Annotated in this window: 25 protein-coding genes; 16 read left to right on the top strand and 9 right to left on the bottom strand. The window is 49.0% G+C overall.

Annotation, left to right across the window (positions count from 1 at the left end):
• Window positions 1-6: 6 nt before the first annotated feature.
• From HMPREF2696_RS04385 to cysS, 14 genes are all read left to right on the top strand, one after another.
• Window positions 7-894: a hypothetical protein gene (locus HMPREF2696_RS04385; protein ID WP_070587951.1), complete on the top strand. Its 888-nt coding sequence runs from the start codon at window positions 7-9 to the stop codon at window positions 892-894.
• Window positions 895-1,116: 222 nt separating this feature from the next.
• The gene (locus tag HMPREF2696_RS04380) at window positions 1,117-1,917 is read left to right on the top strand and encodes an ABC transporter ATP-binding protein (RefSeq protein WP_049323595.1); all 801 of its coding nucleotides are present in this window, start codon (window positions 1,117-1,119) and stop codon (window positions 1,915-1,917) included.
• A gap of 65 nt (window positions 1,918-1,982) precedes the next feature.
• A complete protein-coding gene (gene mlaE, locus HMPREF2696_RS04375; protein ID WP_003683792.1) occupies window positions 1,983-2,759 on the top strand; it encodes a lipid asymmetry maintenance ABC transporter permease subunit MlaE in 777 nt (258 codons plus the stop codon).
• A 49-nt stretch (window positions 2,760-2,808) separates the two neighbouring features.
• Window positions 2,809-3,303: an outer membrane lipid asymmetry maintenance protein MlaD gene (mlaD, locus tag HMPREF2696_RS04370; protein ID WP_003748012.1), complete on the top strand. Its 495-nt coding sequence runs from the start codon at window positions 2,809-2,811 to the stop codon at window positions 3,301-3,303.
• A gap of 32 nt (window positions 3,304-3,335) precedes the next feature.
• Complete coding sequence (locus HMPREF2696_RS04365) at window positions 3,336-3,926, top strand: MlaC/ttg2D family ABC transporter substrate-binding protein (protein WP_049332874.1); 591 nt, start codon at window positions 3,336-3,338, stop codon at window positions 3,924-3,926.
• Window positions 3,927-3,989: 63 nt separating this feature from the next.
• Complete coding sequence (locus HMPREF2696_RS04360) at window positions 3,990-4,268, top strand: STAS domain-containing protein (RefSeq protein WP_036493932.1); 279 nt, start codon at window positions 3,990-3,992, stop codon at window positions 4,266-4,268.
• Window positions 4,265-5,092: an MlaA family lipoprotein gene (locus HMPREF2696_RS04355; protein ID WP_070587949.1), complete on the top strand. Its 828-nt coding sequence runs from the start codon at window positions 4,265-4,267 to the stop codon at window positions 5,090-5,092. Before HMPREF2696_RS04360 ends, HMPREF2696_RS04355 begins: the two co-directional genes overlap by 4 nt.
• Window positions 5,093-5,206: 114 nt before the next feature.
• Complete coding sequence (locus HMPREF2696_RS04350; RefSeq protein WP_003681812.1) at window positions 5,207-5,569, top strand: hypothetical protein; 363 nt, start codon at window positions 5,207-5,209, stop codon at window positions 5,567-5,569.
• Window positions 5,569-5,952 (top strand): acyl-CoA thioesterase, encoded by a 384-nt coding sequence (locus HMPREF2696_RS04345; RefSeq protein WP_003681810.1) that lies wholly within the window; start codon window positions 5,569-5,571, stop codon window positions 5,950-5,952. The genes HMPREF2696_RS04350 and HMPREF2696_RS04345 overlap by 1 nt, the downstream gene beginning before the upstream one ends.
• Window positions 5,949-6,437 carry a peroxiredoxin family protein gene (locus HMPREF2696_RS04340; protein WP_070587947.1) on the top strand — a complete coding sequence of 163 codons (489 nt, stop codon included), beginning with the start codon at window positions 5,949-5,951 and terminating at the stop codon, window positions 6,435-6,437. The genes HMPREF2696_RS04345 and HMPREF2696_RS04340 overlap by 4 nt, the downstream gene beginning before the upstream one ends.
• 143 nt (window positions 6,438-6,580) lie before the next feature.
• Window positions 6,581-7,735, top strand: a complete 1,155-nt coding sequence (gene obgE / locus HMPREF2696_RS04335) for a GTPase ObgE (protein WP_070587945.1) — start codon at window positions 6,581-6,583, stop codon at window positions 7,733-7,735.
• Window positions 7,736-7,824: 89 nt separating this feature from the next.
• Window positions 7,825-8,982: a DNA cytosine methyltransferase gene (locus HMPREF2696_RS04330; protein WP_070587944.1), complete on the top strand. Its 1,158-nt coding sequence runs from the start codon at window positions 7,825-7,827 to the stop codon at window positions 8,980-8,982.
• A 2-nt stretch (window positions 8,983-8,984) separates the two neighbouring features.
• The gene (locus HMPREF2696_RS04325; protein WP_070587942.1) at window positions 8,985-9,887 is read left to right on the top strand and encodes a NotI family restriction endonuclease; all 903 of its coding nucleotides are present in this window, start codon (window positions 8,985-8,987) and stop codon (window positions 9,885-9,887) included.
• A 13-nt stretch (window positions 9,888-9,900) separates the two neighbouring features.
• Window positions 9,901-11,322: a cysteine--tRNA ligase gene (gene cysS, locus HMPREF2696_RS04320; RefSeq protein ID WP_070587941.1), complete on the top strand. Its 1,422-nt coding sequence runs from the start codon at window positions 9,901-9,903 to the stop codon at window positions 11,320-11,322.
• Window positions 11,323-11,434: 112 nt separating this feature from the next.
• On the opposite strand, the gene HMPREF2696_RS04315 is transcribed toward cysS, so the two are convergent.
• A complete protein-coding gene (locus tag HMPREF2696_RS04315; RefSeq protein ID WP_070587940.1) occupies window positions 11,435-12,040 on the bottom strand; it encodes a nitroreductase family protein in 606 nt (201 codons plus the stop codon).
• A gap of 15 nt (window positions 12,041-12,055) precedes the next feature.
• A complete protein-coding gene (locus tag HMPREF2696_RS04310) occupies window positions 12,056-12,451 on the bottom strand; it encodes a DoxX family protein (RefSeq protein ID WP_070587938.1) in 396 nt (131 codons plus the stop codon).
• Window positions 12,452-12,578: 127 nt separating this feature from the next.
• Between HMPREF2696_RS04310 and HMPREF2696_RS04305 the strand changes: the two genes are divergently transcribed.
• The gene (locus HMPREF2696_RS04305; protein WP_004519066.1) at window positions 12,579-13,469 is read left to right on the top strand and encodes a LysR family transcriptional regulator; all 891 of its coding nucleotides are present in this window, start codon (window positions 12,579-12,581) and stop codon (window positions 13,467-13,469) included.
• A gap of 57 nt (window positions 13,470-13,526) precedes the next feature.
• Here the strand turns inward: HMPREF2696_RS04305 and HMPREF2696_RS04300 are convergent, their stop codons facing one another.
• The 7 genes from HMPREF2696_RS04300 to HMPREF2696_RS04265 all read right to left on the bottom strand — a co-directional run bounded on the left by HMPREF2696_RS04300 (window position 13,527) and on the right by HMPREF2696_RS04265 (window position 21,039).
• Window positions 13,527-13,868, bottom strand: a complete 342-nt coding sequence (locus HMPREF2696_RS04300; protein WP_004519067.1) for a hypothetical protein — start codon at window positions 13,866-13,868, stop codon at window positions 13,527-13,529.
• Window positions 13,869-13,914: 46 nt separating this feature from the next.
• The gene (locus HMPREF2696_RS04295; protein WP_039861883.1) at window positions 13,915-14,262 is read right to left on the bottom strand and encodes a hypothetical protein; all 348 of its coding nucleotides are present in this window, start codon (window positions 14,260-14,262) and stop codon (window positions 13,915-13,917) included.
• A 636-nt stretch (window positions 14,263-14,898) separates the two neighbouring features.
• Window positions 14,899-17,172: a Tex family protein gene (locus tag HMPREF2696_RS04285; RefSeq protein WP_070587937.1), complete on the bottom strand. Its 2,274-nt coding sequence runs from the start codon at window positions 17,170-17,172 to the stop codon at window positions 14,899-14,901.
• A 63-nt stretch (window positions 17,173-17,235) separates the two neighbouring features.
• Complete coding sequence (locus HMPREF2696_RS04280; protein ID WP_003747991.1) at window positions 17,236-17,886, bottom strand: ABC transporter ATP-binding protein; 651 nt, start codon at window positions 17,884-17,886, stop codon at window positions 17,236-17,238.
• The gene (locus tag HMPREF2696_RS04275) at window positions 17,883-18,680 is read right to left on the bottom strand and encodes an ABC transporter permease (protein ID WP_004519071.1); all 798 of its coding nucleotides are present in this window, start codon (window positions 18,678-18,680) and stop codon (window positions 17,883-17,885) included. Before HMPREF2696_RS04275 ends, HMPREF2696_RS04280 begins: the two co-directional genes overlap by 4 nt.
• A complete protein-coding gene (locus tag HMPREF2696_RS04270) occupies window positions 18,680-19,849 on the bottom strand; it encodes a capsule biosynthesis protein (RefSeq protein WP_036492193.1) in 1,170 nt (389 codons plus the stop codon). Before HMPREF2696_RS04270 ends, HMPREF2696_RS04275 begins: the two co-directional genes overlap by 1 nt.
• 11 nt (window positions 19,850-19,860) lie before the next feature.
• A complete protein-coding gene (locus HMPREF2696_RS04265; RefSeq protein WP_049335793.1) occupies window positions 19,861-21,039 on the bottom strand; it encodes a polysaccharide biosynthesis/export family protein in 1,179 nt (392 codons plus the stop codon).
• A gap of 119 nt (window positions 21,040-21,158) precedes the next feature.
• On the opposite strand from HMPREF2696_RS04265, the gene HMPREF2696_RS04260 reads away from it, so the two are divergent.
• Window positions 21,159-22,150 (top strand): stealth family protein (locus HMPREF2696_RS04260; RefSeq protein WP_070587935.1); only part of this gene is annotated, 992 nt, incomplete at its 3' end.

Here is a 22,150-nt window from a genome sequence, read left to right as displayed (position 1 = left end):
AAAAACATGAAACCCAACCGCCTTTTGCCCCTCGTCCTCTTATTGACCGCCCTCTCCGCCCATGCCAAAGATTTCATCATCTACGACCGCATGGACTATGTCGGCAAACCTGACCTGACTGCCGACAAACTCTCCAAAGTGTTCTTGGTTTACGAAAGCGAGCTGGTCAAACCCGATCCGACGGGCAAACGCAAACACGGCGTACTCAACGAAGCGCGCATTCGTGAATTGGCCAAACAATCGCGCCGCGAAGGCTACCGCACCATTTCCACCGACATCGAAAGCTGGTTTGCCGAAAAAGACGGCCAGCTGCTGACCCCCGACGAATTAAGAACCGACTTTGCGCGGATGTACCAAATCTTCAGAGAAGAAAACCCGCGCGCCTTCATCAGCAACTACGGCATGCCCTCCGAACATTTGCACGGCATCCGCCACTACCGCCCCAACGTTGACAACGAAGCCATCTTGGCCAAATGGCGGCAAGTCAGCAAACGTCGTGCGCCCACCGCCGCCATCAGCGACTATGCCAATCCTGTGTTCTACATCACTTCCCCCGATTTGGTGCAATGGGAAAAAGACGTGAAAACCGCCGTTGACGACATCCACCAACGCTTTCCCAACAAAAAAATCATCGGCTACATCTGGCCGCAATATTATTCGGCCACCAACAGCCCTTATTTCAAGCAATTCATCAACCCCGTCCGCTGGCGCAAAATGCTCGAAATCAGCAAAAAATACACCGACGGAGTGATTATCTGGTCGGACAAGCGCGATGAAAACAACCAAATCGTGCGCTGGAACGATCCGCGCATCCAAGCCACAATGAAAGCAACTCAAGCCTTCATCAATGCCAATGCCAAAGAAATCAAGGTGGAAGGTTTGCAGAAATATTAAAAACAAGGCGGGTATGTTTGCCCGCCTCTTTATATACCTACACAGCTGTCTGTATGTTTGACACAACACGCGACAAAACGACCGCACCACCAACGCTTCTGCATTCTTTCACACGTTTTTACCCGTTATTCCTAAGCGCAGGCCGTCTGAAAATTGCCCGAATATCCAATACCCTTTACAATACCCGTAATTAAAATACATTTTTCGACACCTCTCTCCTGCATGAGTTCCACACCCTTCATCGAAATGAAAGACGTTGCCTTCGCATATGGCGACCGTCCTATTCTGAACAACATCAACTTCAGCATTCCACAAGGCAATTTCGCCGCCGTAATGGGTGGTTCGGGTAGCGGTAAAACCACGCTGATGCGCCTGATTACGGGTCAAATCCACCCGCAATCGGGTAAAGTGCTGATTGAAGGGCGTGATTTGGCCGCATTTTCAGCGCAGGAGCTGTACGAACACCGCCGCCGCATGGGCGTTTTGTTCCAACACGGCGCATTGTTCACCGACTTATCCGTCTTCGACAACATCGCCTTCCCCATGCGCGAACTGACGGATTTGCCCGAAGCGGTCATCCGCGATTTGGTGGTGTTGAAACTGAATGCAGTCGGTTTGCGCGGTGTTGAAAACCTGATGCCTTCCGAGCTTTCCGGCGGTATGTCGCGCCGCGTTGCCCTCGCGCGTACGATTGCGCTCGACCCTGAAATCATGTTGTACGACGAGCCTTTCACCGGCCTCGACCCGATTTCACTGGGCGTCATCGCCCACCTCATCAGCCGCGCCAACAAAGCCCTGCGCTCCACCAGCGTAATGGTAACGCACGACATCGAAAAATCACTGGAAATCGTCGATCAAGTCATTTTCCTGGCACACGGCGAAATCATGTTCTCCGGATCGCCCGAAGAAATGCGCGAACTCGACTCGCCTTGGGTACGCCAGTTTGTCGGCGGTTTGGCAGACGGCCCCGTCGCCTACCGCTATCCGGCGCAAACGACTTTAAAACAAGACTTGCTGGGCTGATGTTCAGACGGCCTGAAACTTAAACAAGGCCGTCTGAAAACCATTTAACCAATCAACTGAAACCTATGAATTTTATCCGTTCCGTCGGGGCAAAAACCCTCGGCTTCATCCAATCGCTGGGCAGCATTACGCTGTTTTTCCTGCAGATCCTGGCCAAATCAGGTACGGCGTTTGCCCGCCCGCGCCTGAGCATCCGCCAGGTTTACTTTGCAGGCGTGTTGTCTGTCCTGATTGTTGCCGTCTCCGGCCTGTTTGTCGGCATGGTATTGGGCTTGCAAGGCTATACGCAGCTGGCAAAATTCAAATCCGCCGATATTTTGGGCTATATGGTTGCCGCTTCCCTGTTGCGCGAATTAGGTCCCGTATTGGCGGCGATTCTGTTTGCCAGCAGCGCGGGCGGTGCCATGACCAGCGAAATCGGCTTAATGAAAACCACTGAGCAGCTTGAAGCAATGAACGTGATGGCGGTCGACCCTGTGGCACGCGTGGTTGCGCCGCGCTTTTGGGCGGGTGTGTTTTCCATGCCTTTGTTGGCATCAATTTTCAATGTTGCCGGCATTTACGGCGCGTATTTGGTCGGCGTCGAATGGCTGGGTTTGGATGGCGGTATTTTCTGGTCGCAAATGCAAAACAACATTACCTTCCATTACGACGTACTCAACGGCTTAATCAAATCCGCCGCCTTCGGTGTAGCCGTTACGCTGATCGCCGTACATCAGGGCTTCCACTGCGTACCGACTTCCGAAGGTATTTTGCGCGCCAGTACACGCACCGTAGTGTCTTCCGCCCTGACTATCCTCGCCGTCGACTTCATGTTGACCGCATGGATGTTTACCGACTAAAGGCCGTCTGAAACGACACTTAAAAAGAATGAAACAAGGACAATAGCACATGAAAAAAAATGCTTTGGAATTTTGGGTAGGACTGTTTGTCTTACTGGGCGCAGCCGCTATCGGCTTTCTCGCCTTCCGTGCCGCCGGCGGACAATCGTTCGGCAAATCATCACAAACCTACACCGTCTATGCCGATTTCAGCGACATCGGCGGCTTGAAAACCAACGCCCCGGTCAAATCCGCAGGCGTACTGGTGGGCCGCGTTGCATCCATTCAGCTCGACCCTAAATCCTATCAGGCAAAAGTTGCCCTCAATCTGGACAGTCAATATCAGTTCAGCAGCGACGTTTCCGCACAAATCCTGACTTCAGGCTTGTTGGGCGAACAATACATCGGCCTGCAACAAGGCGGCGATACTGATTCTTTGGCGGCAGGCGACACCATTACCGTCACCAGCTCCGCCATGGTTTTGGAAAACCTTATCGGCAAATTCATGACCAGCTTTGCCGAGAAAAACGCAGATGGTGAATCTGCCGGTCAAAACAAACAATAAACACATATCAACCCAATATTCAGGACACTCCCATGAAAAAAACTTCCTTCATCAGCGCATTGAGCATCGGCGTATTGAGCATCAGCATGGCATTTGCCTCTCCTGCCGACGCAGTCAACCAAGTCCGTGAAAACTCCGTTCAAGTGCTGAAAATCCTCAACAGCGGCGATGCCAACACTGCACGCCAAAAAGCTGAAGCCTACGCCATCCCTTACTTCGACTTCCAACGCATGACAGCTTTGGCCGTCGGCAACCCATGGCGTACTGCAACTGACGCACAAAAACAAGCGTTGACTAAAGAGTTCCAAACCCTGCTGATCCGCACCTACTCCGGCACCATGCTGAAATTCAAAAATGCCAAGGTCAACATCAAAGACAACCCGGTCGTAAACAAAGGCGGTAAAGAAATCGTTGTCCGCGCCGAAATCAACGTTTCCGGCCAAAAACCGGTCAACATGGACTTCACCACCTACCAAAGCGGCAGCAGATACCGCGCATACAATGTCGCAGTCGAAGGCGCAAGCTTGGTTACCGTATACCGCAACCAATTCGGCGAAACCATCAAAGCCAAAGGTATTGATGGTCTGATTGCCGACTTGAAAGCCAAAAACGGCGGTAAATAATCCACCCCCGCACCATGCCGCCTGATGTTCAGACGGCATGGTGCCTTACATCATAAAGACACCATGCAAACAGAAATCCGCAACGGCACGCTCTACATCAGCGGCGACGTTACCGTCAAAACCCTGACTGCCTCCGCCTTTGCGCGCTACGAACAACAATGCCGTCTGAAAGAAACAGACAGCATAGACTTCAGCCAAGTAGGCAAAGCAGATTCCGCCTGCGTTTCCCTGCTGCTCAACGCTCTGCGCCGGACAGACAAAAAACCGACCATTCAAAACATTCCCGATTCCGTCCGCGCACTGGCCGAACTTTACGAAATCAAAGACTGGTTGCAATCATGAAAAAAACCACCGCTTCCCTCTGCCTCATCATCAGCCTTGCCTCCGCTCCCGCACTTGCCGAACGCAATCCGGCCGACCCTTACGAAGGCTACAATCGCACCGTTTCCAAGTTCAACGACAAAGCAGACAAATACGTCCTTTCCCCTGTAGCACGCGGCTATCGCAAAGTAACGCCCAAACCGGTGCGTACCGGCGTGAGCAACTTCTTCAACAACCTGCGCGATGTTGTCAGCTTCGGCAGCAACGTGCTGCGCCTTGACATCAAACGCGCTAGCGAAGACCTCGTCCGCGTCGGCATCAACACCACCTTCGGCCTTGGCGGTTTAATCGACGTAGCCGGTGCAGGCGGCGTACCCAGCAATAAAAACACCCTCGGCGACACCTTCGCCTCATGGGGCTGGAAAAACAGCAACTACTTCGTCGTCCCCCTGCTCGGCCCGTCTACCGTACGCGATACCGTCGGCAACGCCATTACCACCGTCTATCCGGTTAAAAATGCCATCTTCCACACCAGCGCAGGACGCTGGGGTACAACCGGCCAGCAAGCCATCAACACCCGCGAAGAGCTCCTCGACCTGACCGACAGCCTCGAAGGTGCAGCCATCGACAAATACAGCTACACACGCGACCTTTACATGAAAGTCCGCACCCAACAAACCGGCGGCACACTCCCTAAAAGCGAAGACGACAACATCGATATCGATGACCTGGTGGACAGCAACGCCACTTCCGAACCGGTAGCAGCACCCCCAACCGCCCCAGCAGAAATCCCCGATACAGCCAATCCCCAAACCCTGTATCAAACACCATCAGCAAACCCCTGATTGTTCCAAAAAATAAAGGCCGTCTGAAATTCAGACGGCCTTTATCCCCCAAAAGATAGCCAGTCCCCCACCTTTGCTATATCATTCAACTATACAGAAACCAAGGAAAACACCATGTACGAAGTCAACCGCAGCGTCTTCCTGCTTATCCCACTCGATCCTTTTTGGAACTGGCTGAAATCCCTGCCCGGCAATCACTTGGACGGCCTGACGCTTGAAGATATCCAAGCCGATGCCAATTCCTACCTCGTTCGCCCGTGTGAAACCGCCGACGAAGTATGGGACGAAATCGAAGCGCGTTTTGAAGACATTTTTGCTGCCGAATTGGCCGACTGGTGCGAAGACGAAAGCGAATGGCCGGATTTGGACGCCGACATTTTCAACGAATGGTTCGACATCCAGCTCTCCACCGTGATTACCGACCTCGAACACGAACCAATCGCACGCGAAGAGTTCCAACCCATCAATCTCAACTGATGAAACTGACCGTCCGCAACTACCACCTCGACGGCTACGGCCACGTCAACAATGCGCGCTATCTCGAATTTCTCGAAGAAGCGCGCTGGACGTTTTTTCAAGAGCATGACCTTCTGTCCGAACTCAAAGGCATCATGCTCGTTGTTGCACGCGTTGACATCCGCTATCGCCGCCCGTCGCTTGAAGGCGATGTTTTAACCTTCACAGGCCGTCTGAAAGACATCGGCACACGCCACATCATCCTCAGCCAAACCGCGACCCTGCCCAACGGCAAAGCCGCCATCGAAGCCGAAGTGACCCTTATGCCCGTCAGCAGCGAGAGCGGCCGTAGCATCAGCGTTCCCCAAACCTTAGCACATGCCATTCAAAACCTCGAATCATGAAAAAAATACTCACACTCCTTGTCGTTGCCACGATTGGCGCGCTTCTTGCCTTCGTCCTTATCCCCAGCAACAAAGCCGCCCCTGATTTCGCCCTGTCCGACCTGCAAGGCAAAACCATTACCAACGCTGATTTAAAAGACAAAGTTACCCTCATTAACTTCTGGTTTCCCTCCTGCCCCGGCTGCGTGAGCGAGATGCCTAAAATCATCAAAACCGCCCAAGACTATCAAGGCAAAAATTTCCAAGTCCTCGGCATTGCCCAGCCCATCGATCCTATCGAAAGCGTCCATCAGTACGTCAAAGAATACGGCCTTCCCTTCACCGTCATGTACGATGCCGACAAAACTGCCGCAAAAGCCTTTGGTACACAGGTTTACCCGACTTCCGTCCTGATCGACAAAAACGGCAACATCCTTAAAACCTACGTTGGCGAACCCAATTTCACCCAACTCTACCAAGAAATCGACCAAGCCCTCGCCCAATAAATCCAAGGCCGTCTGAAACCATATTTCAGACGGCCTAAAACCGAAATATCCTTTATAATAAGCAACATTTTATCCGTTCAGACACCAAGCTCCTCTATCAACAAAGGCCGTCTGAAACAACCGAATACCCATAAGAGAACATCATGAAATTTATCGACGAAGCAAAAATCGAAGTCGCCGCAGGCAAAGGCGGTAATGGCGCAACCAGTTTCCGCCGCGAAAAATTCGTGCCCCGCGGCGGCCCTGACGGCGGCGACGGTGGCAAAGGCGGCAGCGTTTGGGCAGAAGCCGACGAAAACACCAACACCCTCGTCGAATACCGCTTCGTCAAACGCTACCAAGCCAAAAACGGCGAAAAAGGCCACGGCTCCGACCGCTACGGCGCAGGTGCGGACGACATCGTCCTCAAAATGCCCGTCGGCACCCTCATCCGCGACCTCGACACCGACGAAATCGTTGCCGACCTCACTTATCACGGCCAACGTGTCTGCCTCGCAAAAGGCGGCAAAGGCGGCTTGGGCAACATCCACTTCAAATCGTCCGTCAACCGCGCGCCCAAACAATCCACCCCCGGCGAAGAAGGCGAAACCCGCTCCCTGCAACTCGAGCTTAAAGTCCTCGCCGATGTCGGCTTATTAGGCATGCCCAACGCCGGTAAATCCACCCTGATTACCGCAGTCTCCGCTGCACGCCCCAAAATCGCCAACTACCCCTTCACCACCCTGCATCCAAACTTGGGCGTCGTGCGCATCGACGAAAACCACAGCTTCGTCATGGCCGACATCCCCGGCCTGATTGAAGGCGCGGCAGAAGGCGCAGGCCTCGGCCACCGCTTCCTCAAACACCTATCGCGCACCGGCCTGCTGTTACACGTTGTCGATTTGGCGCCCTTCGACGAAACCGTCAATCCCGCCGAAGAAGCACTCGCCATCATCAACGAATTGCGCAAATACGACGAAGAACTCTACGACAAACCGCGCTGGCTGGTGCTGAACAAACTCGACATGCTTGACGAAGAAGAAGCCCAAGCGCGAACAGCCGCCTTCCTCGAAGCCATCGGCTGGAATTACCCCAAACCAGACGACCGCTTCCAATTCGACATGGAAACCCCGCGCCTCTTCCAAATCAGCGCCCTGACCCATCAAGGCACACAGGAATTGGTACACCAAATCAACCAATACCTAACCGAGAAAAAACGCATCGAAGCTGAAAAAGCAGAAGCGGAGCAGGCAGCGGCAAAAGCAGAAATTGTCGAGCAGCAGCCTAAAACGGATACAGGCGTATTTAAGCCGGAGTAAGAAATTTCAGATGGCCTTTTAAAGCCATCTAAAAATTCTAATACTACTGATGAATAAAGTAGAAAACACTATAATTAATAGATATATAAATGAAATTAGTTGACTTTTTTTCTGGTGCGGGAGGTTTGTCATGCGGATTAAATATGGCCGGATTTCACTCCGTACTAGGCTCTGACATACATCCAATCTATGCACAAACTTTTGCAAAAAATCATCCTGATTCTAAAGTAATTACTAGCGATATCAGAAAGTTATCAGAGTACGATATTTTAAATCTAACTAACTTAAAAACTGGTGAATTAGACTTATTAGCAGGTGGGCCTCCCTGTCAAGGATTCTCTATTAATGCACCAATTCGCTCACTAGATGATCAGAGAAATCATCTATTTAAAGAATATCTCCGAATAGCTAAAATTCTACAACCTAGAGCCATTCTAATTGAAAACGTACCAGGTATTGTTTCTTTAGGGAAAGGTACAGTTGTAGAAACTATTTATTCTGAACTAAAGCAAATGGGATATTCTGTAGACCATCGTATTCTCTTTGCAGGCCATTATGGAATTCCCCAAACAAGATTCCGTACCATATTTATCGCCCTAAGAGATAACCATAAAGTTGAATTCCCTGAGCCAAGCCATTTTGCTACAGCTGTGACTAACTTTGCAGGAGCAAATGAACTCTGTATCAAAATACCCCCACTCTTTGCACAAGAGTTAAAAAAAGCAACGACTGTTTGGGATGCTATTTCCGACTTACCAATATTGGCTTTAGGAGAAAGTCTAGATAATATTGCATATCCCACAGATCCTCTTTCTGAATATCAACAAATCCTAAGAGAAAGATCTAGCAAAATTTATAATCACAGCTGCGGAAAATTAGGAAAACTGAATTTAGAAAGATTAAAGCATATACCTCAAGGAGGGAGCTGGAGAGATATTCCTTTTGAATTATTACCTGAAGGATTAAAGAAAGCTCGTCGAAGCGACCATACAAAACGTTATGGACGCCTCCACCCTCAAGAAATGTGTTCAACTATCCTTACCAAATGCGACCCCCATTGGGGAAGCTTCTTTCATCCAACACAAGATCGTGCATTATCAGTGAGAGAAGCTGCTCGCATCCAGAGCTTTCCTGATAACTACATTTTTACAGGAAATTTAACAGAACAATTTGAACAGGTTGGGAATGCTGTTCCTCCTCTAATGGCAAAAGCTATAGGGGAAACTATCAAAAAACTAATATCATAAATATGGCCACAAAATCAACACGATCTCTAATAGAAATATTTGGATATAGTCCAACAGATACATCACCTTTAGCACGTAAGTTTTGGGATTTATCAGCCTGCCCTTTTATTGGTAAAGCATGTATCAAATACAATCATGACAATACTATTTGTTATGGCACTTGTTCTGTATCAAATACGGGACATGATGTAATTATTTGTCCAAACAGACTATATGCAAATAAATATTCAAGCATCCAGCGCGTAGGCAACGAAGTATTTGGAAATATTCCCTTCTTCCTCTTCGATGAATATATTACTTATTCAACACAATCAAGAATAGAAACTTTAAATTGTATCGTCGCACTAGGTCTAAACTCAGGAAAAGAAGTTAAACTTAGCAAAATGAGTATGGACTGGGTTCTTGCACATATTGAAAATGGCGAACTTCGAGGTTATGTGGGAATTGAAGTTCAAAGTATTGATATTACAGGCAATTATAGAGATGCATGGTATGCAGCACGTAATAAAGAAGCTTTTATTCCAGCCTCAGCCCATGGTTTAAACTGGGCAAATGTTCATAAACGATTGATACCTCAAATTATTCGGAAGAGTCTAGTATATTCACGCTCTAAGTTAGTAACTCATGGTCTATATTTCATAGTTCCTGAGGTCGTTTATCAAAAATTTGAAGAAATTATAGGCTCAGATATTCCCAAAACTGACCAAGATGCAAATGATGTCATAACCGTACATACTTACGACCTCGGAATTGCAGTTCCATCTGGTCAGCAAAGGAAATTAATACAAAAACGCACTCTGAAATTTAAATTAGATGATTTCGCCACTAGATTTATCACTGGATCAAATCTCCCCAGTGGCGAAGTTCTAGACAAAAAAATTAGAGAAATTCTTCATTGCAGATAAATTTATTGAAACTATGCTAACCATCTACAACACCCTTACCCGTCAAAAAGAACCCTTCACCCCCATCGACCCTAAAAACGTGCGTATGTACGTTTGCGGTATGACTGTTTACGACTACTGCCACTTAGGCCATGCCCGTGTGATGGTTGTGTTCGACATGATTGCCCGTTGGTTGCGTGAGTGTGGCTATCCGCTTACTTATGTACGCAACATCACCGACATCGACGACAAAATCATTGCCCGCGCGGCTGAAAACGGCGAAACCATTGGCGAGCTGACCGCGCGTTTCATTCAGGCTATGCACGAAGATGCCGATGCTTTGGGCGTATTGCGTCCCGACATCGAGCCAAAGGCGACCGAAAACATTCCGCAAATGATTGCCATGATTGAAACCCTGATTCAAAACGGCAAGGCATACCCTGCCTCAAATGGCGATGTTTACTACGCCGTGCGCGAGTTTTCGGCTTACGGACAATTATCGGGCAAATCGTTGGATGACTTGCGCGCAGGCGAGCGTGTGGAAGTGGACGGTTTCAAACGCGATCCGCTTGATTTTGTATTGTGGAAAGCGGCCAAAGCAGGCGAACCTGCATGGGAAAGCCCTTGGGGTAACGGCCGTCCGGGTTGGCATATTGAATGCTCTGCCATGAGTGAAAACCTGTTCGGCGATACTTTCGATATCCACGGCGGCGGCGCGGACTTGCAGTTCCCTCATCATGAAAATGAAATCGCCCAAAGCGTCGGTGCCAGCGGTCATACCTGCGGCCACGACCACGCGCAAACCCACCACGGTCAAAGCATCGCCAGCCACGTCAAATACTGGCTGCACAACGGCTTCATCCGTGTGGACGGCGAAAAAATGTCCAAATCGCTGGGCAACTTCTTCACCATCCGCGAAGTGTTGAAACAATACGACCCTGAAGTCGTACGTTTCTTCATCCTGCGCGCCCACTACCGCAGCCCGCTGAACTACTCCGACGCGCATTTGGACGACGCAAAAGGTGCGCTGACCCGTCTGTACACTACATTGAAAAACACACCAGCGGCTGAGTTTGATTTATCCGAAAACGCCAACGACTACACCCGCCGCTTCTACGCCGCCATGAACGACGATTTCGGTACGGTCGAAGCGGTTGCTGTGTTGTTTGAACTGGCAGGCGAGGGGAACAAAACCAATGATGCGCACCTCGCCGGCTGCCTGAAAGCCTTGGGCGGCATCATTGGCCTGCTGCAACGCGACCCGATTGAATTCCTGCAAGGTGGTGCTGTTTCAGACGGCCTGTCCAACGAGGAAATCGACGATTTGATCGCCCGCCGCAAACAGGCGCGCGCGGATAAAAACTGGGCGGAATCCGACCGCATCCGCGACCTTCTGAACGAACACAAAATCATTCTGGAAGACAACGCCGGCGGTACTACTTGGCGCCGCGGTTGATTTTATGGCATAGATAAAGGGCCGTCTGAAACTGTTTTCAGACGGCCTTTTTAATTTTGGTATTTCAAAAAGGGCGCAAACATCGCGCCCTTTGTTTAAAACATCATTTCATTTATGCGCCAAATACTTTCAGACGGCCTTCGATTGGTTGGAAGGTTTTTTCACCGGCTGAAGCCGCGATACCGCCAATCACCATTTGCGCACGCAACAACCAGCTTTCCGGCAAGTTCCATTCTTTGGCAATGGCTGCATCAGGCAGCGGATTGTAGTGTTGCAGATTGGCGCCGATACCGGCAGCCGCCAATGTTGTCCACACAGCATATTGAACCATGGCATTTGCCTGATCCGCCCAGATCGGGAAGTTGGCCGCATAAGATGGGAACTGCTCTTGCAAGCCTTTGACAACATCTTGATCTTCAAAGAATAAAACTGTCGCCGCGCCTGCTTTAAACAAGTTCAGTTTTTGTGCAGTGGCTTCAAACTGCTCGGCAGGAACAACCGCACGCAACGCTTCTTCGACAAAATGCCACACTTTGGCATGTTCTTCGCCAAACAATACGACCACTCGGGCAGATTGCGAATTGAAAGAAGACGGCGTATGCAAAACGGCGTGTTCGATGATTTTGGTTACTTCCTCATTGGACAGAGGCAGGGTGTTGTTCAATGCATAGATAGAACGACGGGTTTCAGCAGCTTGTTGCAAAACAGAATAAGTCATGATCTTTTCCTTAAATTAATCTTTATCTTTACCAAAAACGTTATCCAGAGCCCACGCTCCGCCACCGGCTACTGCCAGATACAAAAACACGAAGCAGAACAAAACGGCAGATTCGCCATGGTTGGCCAATGGGAACAAAACATCACCAGAAGACGCGTGGGCTATAAAGTAGGCGGCTGCCATCTGACCGGACAAAACAAACGCGGCCGGACGCGTAAACAGGCCCAATATCAATAAGATACCACCGACAATTTCCAAAACACCGGCCACCAGCATCAAGCCTTCGGGCGCACCGCCCATAGACATCGGAAAACTGAAAAACTTGGCCGTACCATGCAACAAAAACAAATACGCCGCAACAATACGCAAGACAGACAATACAACAGGTTGGAATGATTTGAGGGCTGACATCTTAATAATCCTTATTTTAATGGCTACCTGAAGAGGTATGGAGCAATTTCAATAAGTGCAGTATAGATAATTCCCAGTAAGAGATATATACTCGAATTATTGATACAACGTTTCCTAATAAGAAATAATGGATACCCTATTTAGCCTAAAAGTTTTCCGCCAAGTTGTTCAAAGCGGCAGCTTTACCCGTGCCGCCGATCAGCTCGGCATTTCCACCGCCATGGCCAGCAAACACGTCAGCCATCTGGAAAACACCATTCAAGCCAAGCTCTTACACCGCAACAGCCGCAACCTCCATCTGACCGAAGCAGGCGAAGAATACTACCGCCAATGCAGCTACGCGCTGGATACCTTGGACACCGCCGCCCAAAAAGCGGCAGGCGGTACCGACACGCCGCAAGGTATGTTGCGCGTTACCATGCCCCTATGGTTTGCAGGCGGCAATATGAGCGCATGGCTAGCAGAATACCGCCAGCGTTATCCCAAAGTAACGCTCGACCTCGTCCTCGACAACCGCCATATCGACCTCATTGCCGAAGGTTTCGACCTCGCCTTACGCGTTTCCAAAACCCCCTCCCCTTCGCTGATCGTCAAACCGCTGGCCAAAATCGAGTTCGTCCTGCTTGCCGCTCCCGACTATCTGGCCCGACACGGCACACCCGATACGCCCGAATCCGTCATGCAGCATCAAGCCATCCTGCCTTCCTATACCAGTCAACAAAACTGGGAGATTACCCACCGCATTACCGGAGAAAAAGCCATTCTCCACCTCTCCCCGGTTATCCGCAGCGACAACACGCTGATGATCCGCGAACTGATTAAAGCAGGCGCAGGCATAGGCTATCAGCCCCTTTGGGCGGTTCAGCAGGAATTGAAGGAGGGCACATTAATCCAACTCCTGCCCGATTACACCATCTGGACAGATCAACTGAACGCCACCTATGTCGACAGGGCATTTCTCAGTGCGAAAGTGCGCAGCTTTATTGACTTTCTCAATGAAAAAATATCGGAAGGATAAACATCAAGGCCGTCTGAAACACTTTTCAGACGGCCTTTAATCAAAGCAACAATTCAATCAATAATTGGTCGAGCAGAACTGTTCGCGTTTGTCCGCATCAGCGGCATAGCATGTCAAACCCATGCCTGACGCATTGCTGTTGTTCGCTTTCGCACCCGGTTTCTTGTTCACCAAAACCTTACCGTTTTTTCCGATTTCCACGGTGACGTCTTTGCCGTTTTTCAGCTTCCATTTCAACACTTGCGCATCGGCACTTTGACACTTGCTGACCGTACAGCCGCCTTCTGTCGCAACATTGCCGTTTTTATAAATCACGCACTGCTGTTGGCTGTCGGTACAGGCCGCATACGCAGCAACGGAGAAACAGGAAATCAGCGCAGCAAACAAAACAGGTTTCATGGTTTGAACTCCTAAGGTTGTGATGATGGGTTTGTGATATTTGGAACTATACGCTTATTTGAAGATACCTACTACTCTTCAAATATGCATAAGTTGCAGCCATAGAAGCTGAAGCAACTGCCCCATTCAATTGATATGCAGCTCCCGTCAACATAGCACCAGCTGCATTTGCATTACCAGAGAGACCTGCATTGGCTACAGAAGCTCCCATAGCAGCACTTGTAGCGGCGAAAGATAAGGCTGCGATTGCAGCATCAAGGCCATCCAATGAATTTCTATCTGCTTCAGGCGTGGCTAAATATTTCTGAATATTATTAGCATTTTGAATCGCATCAGCAGTACTTAATCCATTTTCGCGTGCAATATTTAAAAAACTAAATCCAGCGTTTGGCATTCTCATACTCCAAATTTTAAACTAAAAACCACAACCCAAAAAACGGAAATACAAATTGCAAAAAATATAAATAAATTAATATACTGAACAATATAAAAAATCATATTAATTTGTTTAAAAAATTTACTTGACTCTGTAATATTACCAATAATAAACTTTACACTAGAGGAAAGAAAAAAAAGAGTGATCCCCCCACCATAGAATATATAATTATTAATTCTTACAAAAATAATAAAAATATCATAATATTCTATCCTGTATACATATAAAATTCCACCTAATAAAAAATAACATATCATAAAGATAAAATAAAAAATACATATAAAAATCTTTACCATATTTTAAAATTTCAACCGAAATATCTTTTATTAATTTAATAAATATAGAATGGGTTACAAACCCAATATTCAAAAGTAGTCTAAAACAATATCTGTTTTCCAATAATCTTTCATAACAATAACAAAATACTAAACAGATACTCAACTTATAATTTTGAGTAAAATACCATTACATCTAAAATCTACAATCCATTTCAGATAAACGGAATTTAACTAAAACAAACGTATCATTACAACTGTAAATGCCGGCAAAAGTTGTCTGAAAAGTTTTCAGACGACCTTTAATTGGTTTTCTACCTCACCGCTTCAACTTCGCAAACGCATCCGCCATCGCCGAATTGGTCGGGGCGCGGTCGTTGCGTTGGGGTTTTCGGTCGCGGCGTTCTTGATGTCGGGTTTCAGACGGCCTGTTGCCTTTGGCTGTGCCACCAGCCTCGTCATCCAGCCGCATGGTCAGCGCGATGCGTTTTCTGGCGGCATCGACTTCCAGCACTTTCACTTTCACCACGTCGCCGGCTTTCACCACTTCGCGCGGGTCTTGGACGAATTTATTGGATAAGGCAGAGATGTGCACCAAGCCGTCCTGATGGACGCCGATGTCCACGAACGCGCCGAAGTTGGCGACGTTAGAGACTACGCCTTCGAGTATCATGCCGACTTGCAAGTCGCTGATTTCGTGGATGCCTTCGGCGAAGGAGGCCGTCTGAAACTCGCCGCGCGGGTCGCGGCCGGGTTTTTCCAGCTCGGACAGGATGTCCAAAATAGTCGGCAGGCCGAAGCGTTCGTCGATGAAGTCGGACGCTTTGATTTGCTTCACGCGCTCGCGGTTGCCGATGAGTTCGGCGGCGCTAATACCTTGTTGCGCCAGCATTTTAGCGACGACGGGATAGGCTTCGGGGTGGACGGCGCTTGCATCCAGCGGCTCTTTGCCGCCGTTAATCCGCAAAAAGCCTGCTGCCTGCTCGAAGGTTTTTTCGCCCAAACGCGGTACTTTCAGCAATTTTTTGCGGCTGTCGAACGCGCCGTTTTCATCGCGGTAGGCAACAATATTTTGGGCAAGGGTTTGATTCAAACTGGAAATCCGCGCCAAGAGCGGGGCGGAGGCGGTGTTCACGTCCACGCCGACGGCGTTCACGCAGTCTTCGACCACCGCGTCCAGCGATTTGGCGAGCTGGCTTTGGTTCACGTCGTGCTGATACTGGCCCACGCCGATGGATTTGGGGTCGATTTTGACCAACTCGGCAAGCGGGTCTTGCAGCCTGCGGGCGATGGACACCGCGCCGCGCAGGGAAACGTCCAAGTCGGGGAACTCGCGCGCCGCCAGTTCGGACGCGGAATAAATCGACGCGCCAGCTTCGGACACGACGATTTTGTGCAGCCCCATTTCCGGCATTCTGCGCACCAGTTCGCCCGCGATTTTGTCGGTTTCGCGGCTGGCAGTGCCGTTGCCGATGGCGATGAGCTTCACGCCGTGTTGTTTAATCAGGCGCGACAACGTTGCCAACATATTGTTTTCTTGATGCAAATAGACTATGACGGTATCCAACAGCTTGCCCGTGTCGTCCACTACGGCGCATTTCACGCCGTTGCGGTAGCCGGGGTCGAGACCCAGCGTGGTCAGCCGTCCGGCGGGCGCGGCGAGCAGCAAGTCTTTGAGATTGCGGGCGAACACGGTAATCGCGTCGGTGTCGGCGGCTTCTTTCAGACGGCCTAGGGCTTCAAGTTCCAACGACAAAAAGATTTTTGCGCGCCAAGTCAGGCGCACGGTATCACGCAGCCATTTGTGGCCGTCTGAAACCTTGAAACGGCGGGCGATGAGTTGCTCGTATTCGCTTTGCTGAGTAATCGGCGTGTCGTCAGGTTGGTATTTGAGTGCGATGTTTAACACGCCTTCATTGCGGCCGCGCAATACCGCCAGCGTACGGTGGCTGGGCATGGTGCGAATAGGTTCGCGATGGTCGAAATAATCGCTGAATTTTTCGCCTTCGGTTTCTTTGCCTTCAACGACTTGCGCGTGGATTTCGGCTTCGTTCCACAACTTATCGCGCAGCGTGCCGATGAGTTCTGCGTCTTCGGCAAACTGCTCCATCAGAATCGCGCGCGCGCCGTCCAACGCGGCTTTTACGTCAGGGACGTTTTCGTTCAGGTAGTCCTGTGCGGCGGCTTCAACATCCTGCGGCTGCTCAGCAAGCAACACGTCCGCCAGCGGCTGCAAACCGTGTTCGCGTGCGATTTGTGCTTTGGTGCGGCGTTTGGGTTTGTAGGGCAGATACAGGTCTTCCAGCGCGGTTTTGTTGTCGGCGGCTTCGATTTGCGCCCTGAGGTCGTCTGAAAGCTTGCCTTGCTCTTCAATACTTTTTAACACAACGGCTTTGCGCTCTTCCAATTCGCGCAGGTATTGCAGCCGCTCGGCAAGCTGGCGCAACTGCGTATCGTCCAACCCGCCCGTGGCTTCTTTACGGTAACGCGCGATAAAGGGGACGGTCGCGCCATCATCTAAAAGCTCAATGGCGGCACTGATTTGCGCGGCAGTGGCGGAGAGTTCTTGGGAAAGAATTTGAGTAATGTTCATCAATAGAATTCCAACGGACAGGCCGTCTGAAATTTCAGACGGCCTGATTTAAAAACAATCGCTTTAAGGCAGCGAATTATAATATTCGTAGGCTTTGTCCATGTCTTCAAACTGGTACATATGCCCTTTTTCCAGCACCATCGCATTATCGCAATATTGCTTCATGGCGCTGTGGCTGTGTGACACCAAGATGATAGAACGGTCTTTGCGCTTTTCAAACAACTCGTACTTACATTTATCGGCAAAGCGCGAGTCACCCACTGCAATCACTTCGTCAATCAAATAGCAGTCAAACTCTACCGCCAACGACAAAGCAAATGCCAAACGCGCCTTCATACCTGAAGAATAACGCTTAACCGGCTCATAAAGATATTGCCCCAGCTCGGAAAACTCTTCGGTAAAGTTCTTCACATAATCGATATCGACATTGTAAATCCGGCAGATGAAACGCAAATTGTCCATACCGGTCAGGCTGCCTTGAAACGCACCGGAGAATGCCAAAGGCCAAGAAATACTCATCGTCCGCTTGATTTCGCCCGTGGTTGGCGGCTCAACGCCACTGATCAAACGGATGAGCGTCGATTTACCTGCACCGTTGCGGCCGAGAATACCGATTTTCTCGCCCTTCTCCATTTTGAAGTTGATATCGTGCAAGACTGTCCGCCAACCTTGGCGGGTCAGATAGCGTTTGGAAACGTGTTCAACTGAAATCATTGCGGCTCAACCCCTTTGCTGAATCTCGCCACCATCGCCAAACCAAGCAGCAGCAAAACTAAATTACACAACAAAATATACCAAGGATTTTCGTAAGTCGTAACGCTGTTACCAAAATATCCGGCACGGAACATTTCTGTACCATGCACCATCGGAAGCATCAGCACATAGTGTTGCAACTGCTGAGGCAGGTTGTGTACGAAGAAAAACACGCCGGACAAAGGCATCATCACAAAACTGATGGTACTCCAAACTTTGCCAAACGGCTCAAAGTGAAACGCCACCGAACAGATGACCAGCCCCAATCCAACGGCAAACATTGCCATCAAAAGCCAAGCCAACAACATATAGAAAATATCTGCCGGTACATCAATCCAGCCGATGACGACCAATGCAGCCATAATCACAACCTGCGCAATGGTGGCACCGGCAATCTCCAACAACATACGCGCAAAAATGGTATCTAAAACACGTACATTTCGGTGATACAGCAGGCTTGTGTTGGCCGCAATCGAACCGATGGCGCGATTAGAGGCATTACGCCACATCATCATCATCGGATAGCCTGTCAGCGTGAAAGCCACGATATTCAAAGCCGACACGTTGTGCATGCGGAAAAACTTCCACATCAACACCATAACCAAAGTCAGCAGCAAAGGTTCGACAAATAACCACAAAAAACCAATGTTATTACGACCGTAGCGAGTAATAATTTCACGCATTAAGAGCGCGCCGATTACCCTTTTTTGGATAAGCAGCGACTCCAAAAACGATGTTTTATGTAGCTCTTTCATCAGTTTTTATGCTCACGGATACTTGCAGACAGCAACACGGCAATGCCATAGACAATCAAACCGATGACAAACGTTGCCACAATGTTGTACAGACGGTTTGGTTCATGCGCCAAGTCAGGTTTGTTCGGCTGGGAAATCACTTCCAAATACAATTGCTGACGATCTGCTTCCGCTTTCGCACTTTCCAAAGAAGTCATCGCTGCAGCCAATTGTTTCTCAGCCAATTCGTTTTCCAAATACACGCGCTGATATTCCGCCGCCTGATTGGACAACGAACCCTCGCCACCGCCGGAAATCGCTTTCATTTGTTGCGAGATTTCTTTACGCAAGCTCTTTTCACGCGCAATCAAACCTGGAATTTGCGGGTTTTCAGGCGTAACGGCTTTTACCTGGTCAAGCTGAGTTTGAATGACAATCAACTCGTCCTGCAATTTGGATACCAAACCCATTTGCACATCGGATTGCGCCTTCAAGTCAAAAATACCGTTGGACACACGGAATTTTGTCAATTGAGCCGAAGCTTCTTTAACTTTCTCTTCAGCCGAATTGACCACTTCCTGAGCATAACGAATCGTATCCTGACGCGCACGTTCGTTCAGCTGGTTGATCAATACCTCACCCTGTTTGAGCAAAGCATCATTGATCTTTTGAGATTCACCGGCATTGAAAGATGTAACGCTCAAATTAGAAATGCCTGAGACAGAGTCAAAATGGATGGATACCTTATCGCGGTAGTATTGATAAAACGCTTCATCCTCGCCACGCAGGCCAAAACCATTAAAACGGCTGAAAATGTCGCCTTCTTTTTCATAAAAATCACGAACGGGCATTTTCTTACGCAACGCGTCCAAAGCCGAACGCGACTGCATATATTCCTGCACGGTATAAATATCGTCTTGCGCACGAGAGAAACCAGACCCCTGCAAAATAGCGCCCAAGCCGTTCAAAGACGATTGGCTTTTAGGAGAACGCACCACAAAGCTGGACTGGGATGTGAACTGATCAGAAGCAAATAGTCCGTAATACACACCGGAACACAAAGTCGGCACGATAACCGTTACCCAAAGCAACGGATTAATCTTACGCAACCAAGACTTTTTGGCCTTTTTCTTTTCGGGAGCCGGTTGTTCCGGTTTCACATCCACATTTGCAGAAACTTGCTCAGACATTATTTTCCCCATCAGTTCACTAAATTATTAATACTGTTCGCACCGCTAACCACAGGCGAGAACACAAATGACAAGAACTTGCGTACTTCGGCCATCGGTGCATTCGATACGTACACCACGTCCTTATCCTTCACAGGGAAACGCTGCATCCAAAACATAGAATTCGCATCTGCCAGGTTCAAACGGTAGACCACAGGAATCTCCGCACGATCGCCATAACCCTTTTCAACCCATTTAGATTGTTTCTCAGGAGGCAGCTCGGACAAAGGCGCATAACGGAATACAAATACGCCGCGCGCATCTGCACTATAATCCTGCAGACCGCCCATACGTCCCACAGCCTCAGCCAAAGATAAGCCCTTCACAGAGAAACCAATCTGCTGCGTATGACCGACCGCACCCATAGACGTAAACGTGCTTGGATTAGTAATCATTGTGACTACATCACCGCGGCGCAACAAAATATTTTGACGCGGATGCGCCACCAAGTCTTCCAAAGCAATCGTTCTGACAACATTGCCACGTGTCAGCTGTACGTTCGTATCCTGAACATTCGCAGTCGAACCGCCCACGGCAGCCACCGCATCCAACACACGCTCGCCTGCAGCCGTCAAAGGCATACGCACACTGTTACCCGCGCGGATAACCGATACATTCGCCGCATTGTTTTGCACCATGCGCACCATTACCTGCGGCTGGTTTGCCATTTTTTTCAGACGGCCTTTAATAATGTTTTGCACCTGAACCGGTGTTTTACCAAGGACAGACACATCGCCAATAAACGGCACAGAAATCGTACCTGCAGAGCTGACCATCTGTTCAGGCAGCTTCGTTTGCTGCGCATTACCCGAACCGGTAGACGACAAAGCTCCGCCGAACAACACAGCCGGAGGAGCTTCCCAAATCGTAATGTCCAGCACATCACCTATATTGATAGCCCCTATTGATGATGTACCATCGCCCAACTGAGCAAATGACTGATTAACTTGCGCTTGATATAGCGACTGAGCTACCGCACCATTCACATCAATCAACTCCACCTCTGGCACTTCGGCTGTAGCCGACTGTTGCCCCAAAGCAACAACATTTCGTGTACTTGGGCCGGAAGTAGGAAGAGAAGAGCATGCAGCCAACAGACTGACACACAACAATAACATGCCCCTGCGGGTAAGACATTCTGCTTTCAACATTGATTAAATCTCACTATACTTTTAATTACGCACAGCCATTATAACACCTGATGAAATATTAGGCCGTCTGAAAACCTGACATAAGCATCAAAAGACATCACATTACAGCGAATACCGTCATGAGAAAACTTAAAAAACTGATTCGACAACCAGGTGTATTCTTCCGCGACTATCTCAACAAAAGATACCCTGTCCGAAACGCCGAACAGCGTACAACAGAGTCTGACGAACCGGTCATTATCGACAACAGCCTGTATTTAGCCGAAATTGAAAATAGTATCGACCTTCCCCCTATTAAAGTTGATGTCGTTTTCACATGGGTAAATAACCAAGATCCCAAATGGCAGAAACGTCGGCGCCAACATAGCCCTACTGCCGAACAAAACGCACTCCACAATAATGACGAAGCCCGTTTCAGCAACCACAACGAACTTTACTATTCACTTCACAGCGTGCGCACCTTCCTGTCGTGGGTCAACCATATCTACATCATTACCGACAACCAACGCCCCGACTGGCTCAATCCTGCCGACTATCCCAATGTCAGCATAATAGATCACAGTCAAATCATTGACCCGCAATACCTGCCCACCTTCAATTCGCATGTAATCGAAGCACACTTGCACAACATTCCTAATCTAAATGAACACTTCATCTATTTTAACGATGATGTATTTGTTGCCCGACCATTACCGAAGGAACATTTTTTTCACGCCAACGGGATTGCTTCACTTTTTATTGCAGACAAAAGCCTAAAACAAATGTCCGAAAGAGGAACCGACACACCCACTCTTTCCGCCTCAAAAAACTGCATCACACTATTACAACAGCACTACGACTGCCACATCGACCGTCCGTTAGTACACACCTATATTCCACTGCATAAAAGCAGCTTTCAATTTGCTTGGCAACACTACCGTACTGAGATTGAAGCCTTTTTATCCAACCGTTTCCGTTCTAACCACGATCTCAACCTTGCCACCTTCCTCGTACCTTGGCTGATGTTTTTAAACAGGAAATCTACAGTAGGTAATGAAATATGTTATTATTTTAATATCCGCTCCAACAAAGCGCCTGCCCAATATATCAAGCTCTTGGAAAATAAAAAAAA

Origin of the sequence: Neisseria sp. HMSC058F07, from assembly GCF_001810035.1 — a bacterium.
In the GTDB taxonomy this organism is placed as follows: Bacteria; Pseudomonadota; Gammaproteobacteria; order Burkholderiales; family Neisseriaceae; genus Neisseria; species Neisseria perflava.
Note: the sequence above shows the minus strand (reverse complement) of the source record. Positions and strands in the feature narration are given on the sequence as shown.

Excerpts from the sequence above, each read along its gene's own strand:
- HMPREF2696_RS04385 (WP_070587951.1), top strand. The coding sequence starts at position 7 with ATGAAACCCAACCGCCTTTTGCCCCTCGTCCTCTTATTGACCGCCCTC.
- HMPREF2696_RS04380 (WP_049323595.1), top strand. The coding sequence starts at position 1,117 with ATGAGTTCCACACCCTTCATCGAAATGAAAGACGTTGCCTTCGCATAT.
- mlaE (WP_003683792.1), top strand. The coding sequence starts at position 1,983 with ATGAATTTTATCCGTTCCGTCGGGGCAAAAACCCTCGGCTTCATCCAA.
- mlaD (WP_003748012.1), top strand. The coding sequence starts at position 2,809 with ATGAAAAAAAATGCTTTGGAATTTTGGGTAGGACTGTTTGTCTTACTG.
- HMPREF2696_RS04365 (WP_049332874.1), top strand. The coding sequence starts at position 3,336 with ATGAAAAAAACTTCCTTCATCAGCGCATTGAGCATCGGCGTATTGAGC.
- HMPREF2696_RS04360 (WP_036493932.1), top strand. The coding sequence starts at position 3,990 with ATGCAAACAGAAATCCGCAACGGCACGCTCTACATCAGCGGCGACGTT.
- HMPREF2696_RS04355 (WP_070587949.1), top strand. The coding sequence starts at position 4,265 with ATGAAAAAAACCACCGCTTCCCTCTGCCTCATCATCAGCCTTGCCTCC.
- HMPREF2696_RS04350 (WP_003681812.1), top strand. The coding sequence starts at position 5,207 with ATGTACGAAGTCAACCGCAGCGTCTTCCTGCTTATCCCACTCGATCCT.
- HMPREF2696_RS04345 (WP_003681810.1), top strand. The coding sequence starts at position 5,569 with ATGAAACTGACCGTCCGCAACTACCACCTCGACGGCTACGGCCACGTC.
- HMPREF2696_RS04340 (WP_070587947.1), top strand. The coding sequence starts at position 5,949 with ATGAAAAAAATACTCACACTCCTTGTCGTTGCCACGATTGGCGCGCTT.
- obgE (WP_070587945.1), top strand. The coding sequence starts at position 6,581 with ATGAAATTTATCGACGAAGCAAAAATCGAAGTCGCCGCAGGCAAAGGC.
- HMPREF2696_RS04330 (WP_070587944.1), top strand. The coding sequence starts at position 7,825 with ATGAAATTAGTTGACTTTTTTTCTGGTGCGGGAGGTTTGTCATGCGGA.
- HMPREF2696_RS04325 (WP_070587942.1), top strand. The coding sequence starts at position 8,985 with ATGGCCACAAAATCAACACGATCTCTAATAGAAATATTTGGATATAGT.
- cysS (WP_070587941.1), top strand. The coding sequence starts at position 9,901 with ATGCTAACCATCTACAACACCCTTACCCGTCAAAAAGAACCCTTCACC.
- HMPREF2696_RS04315 (WP_070587940.1), bottom strand. The coding sequence starts at position 12,040 with ATGACTTATTCTGTTTTGCAACAAGCTGCTGAAACCCGTCGTTCTATC.
- HMPREF2696_RS04310 (WP_070587938.1), bottom strand. The coding sequence starts at position 12,451 with ATGTCAGCCCTCAAATCATTCCAACCTGTTGTATTGTCTGTCTTGCGT.
- HMPREF2696_RS04305 (WP_004519066.1), top strand. The coding sequence starts at position 12,579 with ATGGATACCCTATTTAGCCTAAAAGTTTTCCGCCAAGTTGTTCAAAGC.
- HMPREF2696_RS04300 (WP_004519067.1), bottom strand. The coding sequence starts at position 13,868 with ATGAAACCTGTTTTGTTTGCTGCGCTGATTTCCTGTTTCTCCGTTGCT.
- HMPREF2696_RS04295 (WP_039861883.1), bottom strand. The coding sequence starts at position 14,262 with ATGCCAAACGCTGGATTTAGTTTTTTAAATATTGCACGCGAAAATGGA.
- HMPREF2696_RS04285 (WP_070587937.1), bottom strand. The coding sequence starts at position 17,172 with ATGAACATTACTCAAATTCTTTCCCAAGAACTCTCCGCCACTGCCGCG.
- HMPREF2696_RS04280 (WP_003747991.1), bottom strand. The coding sequence starts at position 17,886 with ATGATTTCAGTTGAACACGTTTCCAAACGCTATCTGACCCGCCAAGGT.
- HMPREF2696_RS04275 (WP_004519071.1), bottom strand. The coding sequence starts at position 18,680 with ATGAAAGAGCTACATAAAACATCGTTTTTGGAGTCGCTGCTTATCCAA.
- HMPREF2696_RS04270 (WP_036492193.1), bottom strand. The coding sequence starts at position 19,849 with ATGTCTGAGCAAGTTTCTGCAAATGTGGATGTGAAACCGGAACAACCG.
- HMPREF2696_RS04265 (WP_049335793.1), bottom strand. The coding sequence starts at position 21,039 with ATGTTGAAAGCAGAATGTCTTACCCGCAGGGGCATGTTATTGTTGTGT.